The organism is Demequina oxidasica (genome assembly GCF_000975115.1).
Classification (GTDB): Bacteria; Actinomycetota; Actinomycetes; order Actinomycetales; family Demequinaceae; genus Demequina; species Demequina oxidasica.
Genome location: NZ_BBRE01000001.1, coordinates 391,055 through 403,943, shown reverse-complemented (window position 1 = coordinate 403,943; position 12,889 = coordinate 391,055). Strand labels below are relative to the sequence as shown.

8 protein-coding genes are annotated in these 12,889 nt (G+C 63.9%); 2 read left to right on the top strand and 6 right to left on the bottom strand.

Annotated elements, in window-relative coordinates; translation table 11 throughout:
* Window positions 1-27 precede the first annotated feature (27 nt).
* From AOP77_RS01800 to AOP77_RS01790, 3 genes are read right to left on the bottom strand one after another with little or no spacing between them, the layout of a single operon-like run.
* Entirely contained in the window at window positions 28-912 is an 885-nt protein-coding gene (locus AOP77_RS01800) for an acyl-CoA thioesterase (RefSeq protein ID WP_062208572.1), read from the bottom strand.
* Between the two features lies 1 nt (window position 913).
* Window positions 914-1,345, bottom strand: coding sequence for a globin (locus AOP77_RS01795; protein ID WP_062208568.1), 432 nt, complete (start codon window positions 1,343-1,345; stop codon window positions 914-916).
* On the bottom strand, window positions 1,342-2,526 hold the full coding sequence (locus tag AOP77_RS01790) for a mechanosensitive ion channel family protein (RefSeq protein ID WP_062208565.1): 1,185 nt from the start codon (window positions 2,524-2,526) through the stop codon (window positions 1,342-1,344). The genes AOP77_RS01795 and AOP77_RS01790 overlap by 4 nt, the downstream gene beginning before the upstream one ends.
* Before the next feature lie 93 nt (window positions 2,527-2,619).
* Between AOP77_RS01790 and malQ the strand changes: the two genes are divergently transcribed.
* Window positions 2,620-4,758 carry a 4-alpha-glucanotransferase gene (gene malQ / locus AOP77_RS01785; RefSeq protein ID WP_062208558.1) on the top strand — a complete coding sequence of 713 codons (2,139 nt, stop codon included), beginning with the start codon at window positions 2,620-2,622 and terminating at the stop codon, window positions 4,756-4,758.
* A 208-nt stretch (window positions 4,759-4,966) separates the two neighbouring features.
* Here the strand turns inward: malQ and pepN (AOP77_RS01780) are convergent, their stop codons facing one another.
* From pepN (AOP77_RS01780) to AOP77_RS01770, 3 genes are all read right to left on the bottom strand, one after another.
* The gene (gene pepN / locus AOP77_RS01780; RefSeq protein WP_062208555.1) at window positions 4,967-7,564 is read right to left on the bottom strand and encodes an aminopeptidase N; all 2,598 of its coding nucleotides are present in this window, start codon (window positions 7,562-7,564) and stop codon (window positions 4,967-4,969) included.
* Window positions 7,565-7,686: 122 nt separating this feature from the next.
* Window positions 7,687-10,269 (bottom strand): aminopeptidase N, encoded by a 2,583-nt coding sequence (pepN, locus tag AOP77_RS01775; protein ID WP_062208550.1) that lies wholly within the window; start codon window positions 10,267-10,269, stop codon window positions 7,687-7,689.
* Between the two features lie 495 nt (window positions 10,270-10,764).
* Entirely contained in the window at window positions 10,765-11,262 is a 498-nt protein-coding gene (locus AOP77_RS01770) for a hypothetical protein (RefSeq protein ID WP_152649730.1), read from the bottom strand.
* Between the two features lie 245 nt (window positions 11,263-11,507).
* On the opposite strand from AOP77_RS01770, the gene AOP77_RS01765 reads away from it, so the two are divergent.
* Window positions 11,508-12,887: an MFS transporter gene (locus AOP77_RS01765; RefSeq protein ID WP_236685729.1), complete on the top strand. Its 1,380-nt coding sequence runs from the start codon at window positions 11,508-11,510 to the stop codon at window positions 12,885-12,887.
* Window positions 12,888-12,889 lie beyond the last annotated feature (2 nt).

Genomic DNA, 12,889 nt, shown 5'->3' with positions numbered 1-12,889 from the left:
TTACCAGCAGTAATACGAGTAATCCGGTTACTGGTCCGAGGGCAGGCGGAACATTCCTTCCTGCGAAGCCGACGCCACGAGGCGCCCGTCCTCGGAGAAGATCCACGTCCCACCAAGGCCTCGCCCGCCTTGCGCGGTGGGGGCGTCCTGGACAAAGAGCATCCACTCGTCCGCGCGTGCCGGACGGTGCCACCACATGGCGTGGTCGAGGCTTGCAAAACTCAATCCCTTGGTTCTCCACGACGCGCTGTGGCGGCGAAGCAAGGGTTCGAGCATGACCTGGTCGCACCCAAAGGCGAGTAGCGCACGGTGAAGGATGTCTGGCGCTTCGATGGTCTTGCGTAGACGCACCCACGTGGTCTGGTACTGCTTGGGACGGGGGTCGGGCGTGAAGAGTAGTGAGCCCTCGACATGACGCATATCGAATGGAGTGCGTTCGAGCCAATAATCGGCAGTTGCATCCCCCGCAAAGGGCGACAGAATGTCGACGCCAGACTTCACTGTTTCTGGCCCCGGCACTTCCGGCATGCTCACCGAGTGCTCCGGACCCTCTTGGGGAAGCTGAAACGACGAGATCATCGACAAGATGGGCTTGCCGCCCTGGAACGCGTGGGTGCGTCGCGCTGAGAAGGAACGACCATCGCGAAGGTTCTCCACCTCAAAGGTAATGGGCCGGGTGGCGTCACCCGGGCGCAGGAAATACCCATGCATCGAGTGCAGGTGGCGGTCCTCCTCCACGGTATGGCCAGCAGCGAGGAGTCCCTGCGCGAGTACCTGACCGCCATAGACCCGTCCGCCGGGCATAGGGAGCGAGTCTCCCTCGAACTCGGTCTCACTGAGCTTGCGCAGATCCAGCGCGGCCAACCCGGAGTTAACGGCCTGGTCGGCCCAAGTGTCCTCGACGTGATCCATGTCAGTGTCCTTCCGGAAGGGGGGTTTCTTCAAACGTATTGACGAGTGAGTGAGCGGAACGCTCCAGGTAATCCATGAGTGTGACGGCATGAATGGGCGCAAGGTTTACCGCAGCGACTGCGTCGCGCATGTGGCGTATCCAGTGGTCGCGCGCCTCGGGGTTGATGTGAAACGGCTGATGACGCATGCGCAGGCGGGGGTGGCCACGCTCGTCGGAATAGGTGGTGGGCCCGCCCCAGAATTGTTCCAGGAACATCACCAGTCGGTGCCTGGCGCCGGTCAGGTCCTGCTCGGGATACATGGGGCGCAAGAGGGTGTCCTCGGCGACTCCCGCGTAGAACGTGTCGACTATGCGCACAAAGGTGTCGTGGCCGCCGATGGCGTCGTAAAAACTCTGCTCAGCCTCGCTTGGAGGGCCGTCGCCAATGTTCATTCGTCGCCACCTTCGTCGCCGGCGGGCATATTGCGGCCACTCGCGCCAGGCCGGTCTCCCTGCGGCTTAGGGAGGGCCGGTGTATCGGAAACTGTCGGGTCGGTTGCGCTCCTCGCCACCTTCTCCGCGGCAGCGGCCTCAGCATCGTCTATTGCTGCGTATTCGTCCGCGAGGACGTCCTGGCCAATCGCAGCCTTGGAGTCGTTGTCGAAGATCATTGCCTGGTCCGGAACTGCAAGGCGCAGGCCGCGACGGGCAAAGATGGCGCGCATTTGGCGGCGGATGGCACGTTGCACGTCCCACTGTGTCGCCGGATTCACCTGGACCATGAGGCGCAGCATGAAGGCGTTGAATTCAAAGGACTCGATGCCGGGAACCTCAGGCTCGGAGAGGATTGCCTGGTCAATCTCCTCGTCAGAACGGGCGGACGCCACGGCATCCAGCATCGCCTCGCGAGCGGCGTCGATGTCGGTGTCGTAGCTGAATCGAACCTCAATCATCACGCGCGACCAGAGTCGAGTCATGTTACCCACGCGCCGGATCTCCCCGTTGGGTACGTACCAGACCGTGCCGTCGATGGAACGAAGTCGCGTGGATCGCAGGCCCACCTCTTCTACGGTGCCGATCGCCTCGCCCACGTCCACGATGTCACCCACGCCGTACTGATCTTCGAGCAGCATGAATACGCCAGATAACACGTCCTTGACCAGGGACTGTGCGCCAAAGCCAAGGGCCACACCCGCGATGCCGGCTGAGGCGACGAGTGGCCCCACTGGAATGCCTAGAACAGACAGCAAAGACACGGCGACTACGACGACTGCGAGAATCGTGATGGTGGAGTTGAGGACTGCGCGGATGGTGCCAGCGCGTTGTCGTCGTCTCTCCGCCTCGAGCCGAGCATCGGTCGAGTCGATGTCTGGAATCTTGATCCGCGCTTTCGCAAGTGCCTTGCGGGCCTTGCGGTTGTTCAGCGGTGTGCCCTCCTCAATCGACCTCGTCACACCCTTGACGACTCGGCGAGCAATGAGCCACAAAATGAAGACGACGACGACAGTCGCCGCGAAGTTGACCGTAGCGTTGGCGGCTTCGTGAAGGAAGGTTTGGATTGCGTTCAGTTGGTCATCGCCTGGCGTCGATTCGGCGCTCGAAGTGGCGCTGGGTGTTGCGTCGAAGATAAGCACTCGTCCAATGTAACCGGGTTGTGGTTGCGGCCGAAAGTCCCGCACGGGCATCGGGGCTATTGCTTTAGGCCTCAGACCTGGCAGGATTGTCTCGTGACCACCACCGAAACCGCTGCCGAGACGCCATCTGCTGCGCTTGCGCGGCTCGCTCGTGAGTGCGGTGTTTCGGTCGAGTACTTCAGCTGGAATGGCGTGAACAAGCAGTGCACGGCGTCCGCAATTCGGGACGCGCTCGCCGCAATGGGAATCGACGCCTCAAGTGACGAGGCCTGCGAAGCGTCCCTAGCCGACCTCGCGGACTTGCCGTGGCGTCGGCTGGTGCCACCGGTGAGCGTGCTGCGAGAGGGCGACTCTTGCGAGATTCCCATTCACGTAAGTCACGGTGACCCAGCTGCAGCGACGTTGCACCTAGAGAACGGCGAGTTGCGCGAACTCGAGCAACTCGACCGCGTGGTCGAGCCGCATATGATCGGCGCGAACGCGGTGGGCCGTGCAACCTTCGAGGTTCCCGCGGATTTGCCGCTGGGCTGGCACCGGGTAGAAGCCTCGACGACAGGCAGGCGCGGGCGGGGATATGTGGTGGTCACGCCTCGTCGCCTCGAGCCGCCCGTCTCCGTCCGCAAGGAGCGCCCGTGGGGGCTGTTCACGCAGCTCTATTCGGTGCGTTCCGAGCAGTCGTGGGGACTCGGCGACTTCGCGGACCTCGCTGACTTGTGTGCTCTTGGCAAGATGCGAGGAGGCGCCGACTTCATGTTGGTTAACCCGCTGCACGCCGGCGAGCCGGTGACGCCGATCGAGCCGTCGCCGTACTTGCCAACCTCGCGACGGTTCATCTCACCGCTGTACATCCGCGTTGAGGACATCGCCGAGGTCGCCTACCTGCCGTCACAGCGTCGCGCGCTGATCGAGTGGGAGGCCGAGCGTCCTCGCAGGGTGAACAACACCGACGAACCGCTCGACCGCGACGGGGTGTGGCGCGCCAAGTCTGCCGCCCTGGAGCAGGTGTACGCGGAACCAAGGTCAGCCGGCCGCGAGGCTCAGTTCGAGGCGTTCTGCCTGCGTGAGGGCCGCGCCCTGGAGGACTTCGCCACGTGGTGTGCCATCGCCGAGCAGCACAAGGGCCTACCCTGGCCGGCCGAGTTGGCTAACCCGGCATCCCCGGCAGTCTCCGCCTGGCGTGACGAGAATGTGTCTCGTGTGCTCTACTACGCGTGGCTGCAGTGGGTGGCGGACGAGCAACTCGCGCGCGCTCACGACGCTGCGCTGGCATCCGGAATGAGCATTGGCCTGATGGCCGACCTCGCCGTGGGGGTTCATCCAGAGGGAGCAGACGCCTGGGCCCTTCAGCGTGTACTCGCGCAGGGAATCGGTGTGGGCGCGCCCCCGGACATGTACAACCAGCTGGGCCAGAACTGGTCGCAGCCACCGTGGCAGCCGCGTGCGCTTGAGGCCGCCGCGTACATCCCGTTTCGTGATCTGCTCCGCGCCGCGATGCGCAATGTCGGAGCCCTTCGCATCGACCACGTACTTGGCCTGTTCCGCCAATGGTGGGTGCCCGCGGGGCATGGTGCAGCAGACGGCGTCTATGTACGGTTTGATCACGACGCGCTCGTGGGGATATTGGCGCTCGAGGCTCACCGTGCTGGCGTGATGGTGATTGGTGAAGACTTGGGCACTGTAGAGCCGTACGTGCGTGAGGTGCTGGCCGACCGAGGGATTCTCGGTACCGCGATCGTGTGGTTCGAGCAGGAACCTGACGGCGCCCCACGTGCACCAGAGAACTATCGGCACGACGTGCTCGCCTCGGTGACTACCCATGACCTGCCTCCCACGGTTGCCTACTTGAACGGTGAACACGTGGAACTCCGCGAGGAATTGGGGTTGCTCGAGGGCGATCCTGAAGTGGCGCGTGCCGAGGCCCGCGAAGAACGCGACCGCATGATCGCGCTACTTCGTGAACGCGACTGGGTCATCGAGGACTACAACGACGAGGACCTGGTCGCTGGGTTGAACATCTTGGCGCTCAGAACCCCCGCGCTGCTCACCGGTGTGGCGCTTACTGACCTAGTAGGGGAGCGTCGCACCCAGAATCAGCCCGGGACTCACCGCGAGTACCCCAACTGGCAGATTCCGCTGTGCGACGCGAACGGCGTGCCGGTGTTGCTCGACAACCTCTTTGACTTGCCTAGGGCCCAAAGGTTGTTGAAGGCAATCGCCAACGCTAGGCGGTAGGCCCCGCCCGGATCGCCGCTCAACCCAGCCGCTTTCCCCAGTAGCCCGGACTCCGTGTCGGTCCGATTTCGCACGTTTTCGCAGACCCGTGCATCCTGTTGGTCCGTGATGACACGGCACCTGTAGAGGGTGCCCAAGCGCCTTAAGCGGGGATGAGTGCCAAATCGGACCCACAGGAGGCGGTCTGGGTTACTAGGGCGAGAGTCGGTTAGGTCTGCTGGGCGATCTCCGCGCGGATGGCCTCGTACCGACCCTCGGCCACGATCTTGATCAACACAGATGCGGCATCTGAGTTCTCCGCGAGCCAGGCATCCAACATCTGTACGAATTCAGGCACTCGGCCAGCAGCCCAGTGGGGGAACGCGTACGTTGCTACACGCATGGCCATGAAGGAATCGAGCGACTCGTAGGTGGAGCGTAGCGACCCTAGGATCTCAGTGGTCAGTGGCGCGAGCATTGCGGGGTCGTTGACTCGTGAAAGGCCCAGGGCCACCTCATAAGCCTGTGAATTGGGCAACGGGGCACCCACCGGGGATGACAGCCGCGCCCACGCGCGCCGCTTCGCGTCCAAAGTCCCAATGCTGGCTCGCGCGCCGGCACCTCGTCGCGCATCGGCGGCGGAGTTGTCCACGGCCAGGCGAGCATCGATCTCGTCGTCGCCTTCGCGGCCAGCCCGAGCCAGCCCAGAGACGAGCGACCACGCGAGGTCCGAGTCGATGGGCAATCCGGCGAGTTCAGTGGTGCCGTTGAGTAGTGACTGAAGGGAGTCGGCCTGCGTGGCGGAAGCCGCGATAGCAGCAAAGAGCTCGAGTGCCTGGAGCTGCAGGTCCGAGCCACCTTCGGCGTCCTGCAAGACGGTCCAGACCCGAGCTGCGGTGGACTGTGCCAGCGTGACGGTCGTCGCCGGCGGAGCGTACAGCCGCAGTGCCACAATTAAGTTTGCGCAGTGTGAGGCCCGTACCTGCGAGTGTTCTATGACAGGAAGTGCTGTCACGACCGCGTCGATGTACCTTGCGGCCGGCAGTGCGCCGTCGCGGCACATGTGCCAAAGCGAATCGAGAACCACTGACTGGAGCATGGGGTCGTCGATGTCGCCCACCTGGTCGCCTACGGTTGCGAGCGATGCCTCGTCCAGGTGCATCTTGGCGTAGGTGAGGTCGCGGTCGTTGACCACCACCAGGTCGGGTCGGGGCTGGCCCACCACCTCGGGCACGTCGGTCACGGCGCCGCTGGTCTCGACCTGAATGCGGAACACCGGCATGAATTCGATGCCGCGCCAGGAATAGCCGCCCACCTCGAGCTGGTGTGGCCGCTGCGACGGGTACTCGGCCGGGGCCTCCTCGCGCACGGCCAGGCGCGTGATGATCTCGGTGCCAGCTTCGTCCAAGGTGTCGCTCGTCACGATCTCCGCGGACAGTGTCGTGACTCCAGGCGTCTCGAGCCACGCGATGGCCCAAGGACCGAGGTCACGGCCCGATGCCGCCTCGAGCTCCGTAAATAAGTCGCCCAGGGTGGCGTTGCCGAACGCATTCGCACGGATGTAGGCAGCGACGCCGGCGAAGAAGGTGGGATAACCAAGGGTGAGCGCGAGTTGTTTGAGCGCGGAGGCACCCTTCGCATAGGTGATCATGTCGAATGTTCCCGCGACGGCCTCGACCGTCGCCACATTGCCGAGCACTGGGTGCGTGGTGGGGCGCTGATCCTGCACGTACGCAACTGACTTGCGCGAGGAGCCAAAGCCCACCCAGGCATCGATCCACTCGGTGGTCTCGACGCAGGCGTAAGTCGAGACAAACTCGGCGAAGGACTCGTTGAGCCACAGGTCGTCCCACCAGCGCATCGTGACGAGGTTGCCGAACCACATGTGAGCGAGTTCGTGCAGCACCACGTTGCTTCTTGCCTCGTGGTCTGCGTCAGAGACGCGGGTGCGGAAGAGGTACTTGTCCTCGGATATTGTCACGCAGCCCACGTTCTCCATGGCGCCCCAGTTGTACTCGGGAACGTAGATCTGGTCATAGCTGTCGTACGGATACTCGGTCTCGAAGATGTCCTCGTACAGTGCAAATCCGCGCTGCGTGTCCGCGAAGACATCCTCCGCGGCGAAGTGCTCGCGCAACTGCGGACGCCCGTACAGGCGTGCGGGGATGGGGCCCTTCTTGGACTGCAGGGTGGTTTCCTCGAAGACGTACGGGCCCGCGTGGACTCCAGCGACGTAGCAGGGGATCGGCACGGAGGTGGCAAACTCCCACCGTTGCGTAGAGTGGTGCTGGCCGGCAATCTCCGCAGACCCCTGGGCGCCTACCGGCGTTGGCGCCACCGAGTTGGACAGCACCTGCCAGTGGTCGGGTGCCAGGACCGAAGTGGTGAACGTGCCCTTGATGTCGGGCTGGTCGAAGGCGGCAAAGGCGCGACGTGCGTCGTCAATGGCGAACTGCGAATACAGGTAGACCTGGCCGTCCTCGGGATCCACGAATCGATGGATTCCCTGGCCCGAGGTGCTGTAGCGGCACTCGGCGTCGACCTCGAGCACGTTGTGCTCGTGGAGGTCGGTCAGCGAGATGCGGCCGTCGCGGTGGACCGACAGAATGTCGAGAGAGTTGCCATTGAGGACGATGCTGTGGACGTGTGGTGAGACCAGCTCCACGAACGTTTCGGCGCCTTCGGCAGCATCGAAGCGCAGTGTGGTGCGCGAGCGGAAGGTGGGGCTGCCGCCCGCTCCGGTGAAATCGAAGTCCAGCGCATAAGTGACGCCGGAAACGGTGTGGGCCCTGGTCTGAGCCTCGTCTTTGGTAAGGGTGGTGGCCATGCGTCCAGTCTGGCATGCACGGCCGCACCAGGGGGCGCGAACATCGGGGGACCGCAAACGCAACTAGCGGCCCGCGAAATGCACATTCGCGGACCGCTAGGAGGTTGGTGCTGTGTGGAGCTCTACGCGTCCTTGGCCTGTGCCTCGAGCGCACGCCGCACGCCGTCGCGGCCCTCGATGATCAGGCGCTTGAGGGCATCGTGCGCATCGTCGTTGTCGGATAGCCACGAGTCGGCCTTAGCCTGCAGGTTGTCGACGCGCCCGGCGAGCTGGATGGGGTAGAGGCCCTCGATCAGGTTGGCCGCCATCTCGTTGGTCTTCTCGTTGTAGATGCGGCGCACAGACGCGAAGTACTCGTCCACGTACGGCTCGAGCAGAGCCGTGTCGTTGACGTGGTTGAAGCCCAGCGTCGCAGCAGACTGCAGTGCGTTTGGGAGGTCCTTCTCGGCGTTGATGAGCAGGTCCCACGCGGCACGCTTGCCTTCGACGGTCGCGATGGCGGCACGGGCGTGAGCGGCACGGCGTTCACCCGATGCGGTGGCGTCCTTGGTCAGTTGCACCTCGATGGCGATCTCGGAGCAGCGCTCCCCGGCTACCAGCGCGGTCAGTAGATCCCAAGCAAGGTCGGCGTCGATGTCAAGGTCGTCCAGCCTGACCTTCTGGTCTAGCAGTCCCTGGATGGTGTCGAGCTGGCCCTCGGTGGAGGCAAGTGCCGCGAATGCCTTGACGAACTGCAACTGGTTGTCGCTGCCGGCTTCTGCATTGATGGCAAGGCTCCACAGCGTGTCGGCTGCGTCGTGAGTTGCGGCTTCCGAAGCATCGGGCGACACGAATAGGCCGAGGGTGGACTGGAGTTGGCGCAGGAGCATCATGACCACGGTGGATTGGTCCTCCGCGCCGATGTTTTTGAGTACCAACTCGATGAACTGGCGCGCGGGCATCTCGCCGTCACGCGTCATGTCCCACGCCGCGGCGAGGACCATGGAGCGCGGCAGAGGATCTTCAAAACCGCTGAGGTGCTCCACGGCCGTTGCGAGCGAGTCCTCGTCGAGGCGCACCTTGGCGTAGGCGAGGTCTCCGTCATTGACGAGGACCAACGCTGGGCGGTGAACTCCGATCAGCTCGGTGACGTCGGTAGATGCTCCATCGATGTCGATCTCTACAAACATGGTGCGCTCGAGCACCGTCTCGCCGTTGGACTCCACCTTGACGTCGTACCCGCCAATGCCGATGCGGTGCGGACGCTGCGTGGGCCACTCGGCGGGGACCTCCTGCTTAATGGAGAAAGCCGCGATGTCGTCGTGGGTGTCCACCTCGATGACGGGGCGCAGCGTGGTCACGCCGGCCTTCTGAAGCCACACGTCGCTCCACGCGTCCAGGTCGCGTCCCGAGGCCTTCTCGAGCTCCACGAGCAGGTCGCTGAGCGTGGTGTTGGAGTGGTGGTGCTTACGGAAGTACTCCGCAACGCCCTCGAAGAACTTGTCCTGCCCCACCCACGCGACCATTTGGCGGAGCACCGATGCACCCTTGGCGTAGGTGATGCCGTCGAAGTTGACCTCGACGTCCTCGAGGTCGCGGATGTTTGCCATGATCGGGTGCGTAGACGGCAACTGGTCCTGGCGGTAGGCCCAGGACTTCTCCAGCGAGTTGAAAGTCACCCAGGAGTTCGAGTACTTGGTCTCCGCCGCGCACAGCGTGGAGACGAACTCCGCGAAGGACTCGTTGAGCCACAGGTCGTTCCACCACTTCATGGTGACCAAGTCGCCAAACCACATGTGCGCGAGTTCGTGCAGGATCGTGACGGTGCGGCGCTCGACGCGCGCCTGAGCGGTCTTGGAGCGGAAGACGTAGTCCTCGAGGAACGTGACGCAGCCGGCGTTCTCCATGGCTCCCGCGTTGAACTCGGGCACGAACAGCTGGTCGTACTTTTCGAAGGGATAGTCCATCTGGAAGGTCTTCTCGTAGAAGTCGAAGCCCAGCTGGGTGTCGCCCAGGATCACGTCAGAATCTAGGTACTGCGCGAGCGCTTTGCGGCAGTACACGTCGGCACTGAGTGTGCCCTTGCGTGACTCCACGGTGCCTTCAACGCGGTGGTACGGACCCGCAACTACGGCAGTCACGTAGCAGGGGATGCGCGTCGTGGGAGTGAATTCCCAGCGCGCGACGTCGTGGGACGTGCCTGCGATGGTGACCGAACCATCGGCCGCCGTCTTGGTGCCGGGGTTGTTCGAGATGACGTGCCAGTGTGCGGCTGCGGTGACCGTGAACTGGAACGAGGCCTTGAGGTCGGGCTGCTCGAAGACGGCGTAGACGCGGCGGGTGTCAGCGACCTCGAACTGCGAGTACAGGTAGACCTCGCCGTCCTCGGGGTCGGTGAACTTGTGAAGTCCCTCGCCCGTGTTCATGTAGGCGCAGTCGGCGACCACGGTCAGTTCGTTGTCGGCCTGTAAGTCGCTAAGCGCAATGCGGCTGTCCGCAAAGGCGGTCAGCGGCAACTCCGCCCCATTGAGGACGATGCTGTGGACCTGTGGTGCGATCAGGTCAATAAAGGTGGCCTCGCCGGGGGTGGCGGAAAAGCGCACGGTCGATGTCGAGCGGAAGGTGTCCTCGGAGGTGGTGAGGTCCAGCTCAACTTGATAGCTGTCGGTGGTGATGACGGCGGCGCGGGCTTCCGCCTCTACGCGCGTGAGGTTAGTTCCTGGCATGTGCCTATCTTGGCACCCCCGCCTGACGTTGGCACGCGGTTGTTCGCGTCAGGCGCAATAGAGGTGAAACGGTGTGGGTGTAGGCGGGCCCATGCCAGGTGATACCCGACTATTGTCGGGCCCGACTTCTGCAGGGGAGCGACAACGGGTTTAGTGGACCCAGTGCTGAGCGCCACAGTGGCGGTGGTTATTCTGGCTCCTTCCGGCAGTGCAGGCGGACAGAGCGAGGCCACGCCGGAGATGGTGCATGCGTGGCGCGAGCAGGCCGTGCCCACTGCGAGGGGCGTGACGATCGATGCGGCGATGGTCAACTACCCCCGCAAACGTGCAACGCCGTCAACATCGATGTTTCATTCGCGTTCGCATGCGCTTGAAGCTGGTCGCGGGGGCCTGCGCCTTGGAAGTAGTCCTGGCGCTCACGGAAACCTCGAAGTCATGGTTCATGGCGGAGGCACTATCCACCATCGTGCGCATCCCCGACTGAAGTGGTCGGTACTAGTCGTCGCGTGCGTCCAGACGTTGCCACGCGCTCGCGACCACGGTCACAGCGCCCTCGGCGACCGTGACGCTCGGTTGGATCGAGCTGACGCCAGGAAGGTGATGAGTATCCGCGCAGGTGGTCACCGGCGCTCCTGCGGTGAGCGCCACGCTGGCCATGAGCTCGCTCGGAAGCATCAGCATCGTGCCCGCACCTTGGGTAGTGACGCAGAACTGGTAGACCGCGCCGTCGCTCACATCTGCGGGTTGTCCCAGGGGAACCCAGGTGCCAGGAGCGAGGGCGTGATGGGTGGACGCGGCCTGAACTGTGCTCCACGACCAGCCGGGCGCCTCGGCATCGGTCTGGCTTCCCATGAACGCCAGCGCCCCTGCGAAGGCGGCAATGATGACGGCGGCTTCGAGTCGATCGCGGCTCACTCGGCGACGGCGGCGGCCACTGGTGGGCCGGGCTTCCGCTGTACGTGACGGTCGTACATCGGCGAATACTGTGGTCATGCGTTTCCCCAAACGCTCGAACTTCGCTTCGTTGTGAACGGTCCCAGACTGCGCGCGTCACACAACAAAGTCAAACGCAGCGCACGCGATTATTGTCTAGTGCACACAAGTTCATGTCGACATGGTCACACCTGCCACGGGAATGTTGGGGCCCGAAACGTTTCTTTTTGCCGGTGTGGGATTTTCCACATTCTGCCGCCAACCGGGGCTCCGGAAGGAGTGGTGGCGCCGCCTATGATTCTGGGGTGCCAGAAACGACGTCCGATGCCGCCCGTGAGCCCGTTCGCGAGCCCCGCCAGCGGCGTTTGGTTGATCTGGCGCCTTTGAGGGCAAGCCCCGCGTTTGCCCGGCTCTGGTTTGGAGGGGCGATTGCCGGGATCGGCGCTCAGATGTCGATTGTTGCGGTCGGCCTGCAGATCTACGACATCACCGAGTCGACATTCATGGTGGGACTGGTCGGGGGAGCGGCGCTGCTACCCATGATTGCAGCGGGGCTGTGGGGTGGCATGCTCGCCGACGTGTTCGACCGTCGCAAGATTCTGATCGTGTCGTCTCTGGTGGGCTGGCTTTCCACACTTGGCCTCGTGGCCCTATCCACGTGGGATGCCGTGCTGATCTCAAACGGTGAGCGGGTGGAGGCCTGGCCGTTCCTCGTCATCACGACGGTGAACGCGGTGGCGGCGACCATCTCCAGTGCGACCCGTTCGGCGCTGATCGGCCGCATCCTGCCCCACGACATGATCTCCCGTGCCGCGGCACTCAACGGGATCGCGTTCGGTCTCACCCTCACGATCGGCCCCGCCTTGGCGGGCATCCTTGCCGCGACGGTTGGTCTGCCGTGGACGTTCGCCGTCGACGCGGTGCTGTTCGCGGCAGGATTTCTGGGCGTGTGGATGCTGCCAGCCCTGCCGCGCATTGGTGAACCCGTCCGAGCTGGCTGGGCGGTGATGCGCGAGGGGTTCTCGTTCCTCAAACGCGCCCCCAATATTCGCATGAGCTTCATCGTCGACATTGTCGCCATGACCTTCGGCCGTCCGTACGTGCTGTTCCCCGCGTTGGGCGCGACTGTGATTGGCGGAGGGGCGCTTACCGTCGGCGCGCTGACTGCCGCGGGAGCGATCGGCACCATCCTCACCAGCCTGTTCTCGGGGCCGGTCGCACGAGTTCACCGTCACGGCATCGCCATCGCACGTTCCATCACGATGTTCGGGCTCTTTGGCCTGGCCTTCGGAGTCATCGTCGCCGCAGTGGGAGTGAGTGACTTCACGGCAGCCCCTGGTTGGAGTGGTATCCACTGGGCGGCGCTCATCGCACTAGGCCTGACGCTTGCCGGCATGGGGGCCTCGGACGAGGTCAGCGCAATCTTCCGGCAGACGATGCTGATTCAGGCCGTGCCCGACCAGATGCGGGGGCGGCTACAAGGGGTATTCATTGTCGTCGTCACGGGTGGCCCACGGATCGGGGATATGTACGCTGGCGTCCTCGCGACGGCGGTTGCGCTGTGGTTCCCGCCGCTGCTGGGAGGGATCGCCATCGTCGCGCTCATCGCGATCCTGACGCGCGTCCACCGTGCGCGCTCGGGCCAGACCTTCCGCGACTACGACGCGCTCAATCCCGTTCCGTAATG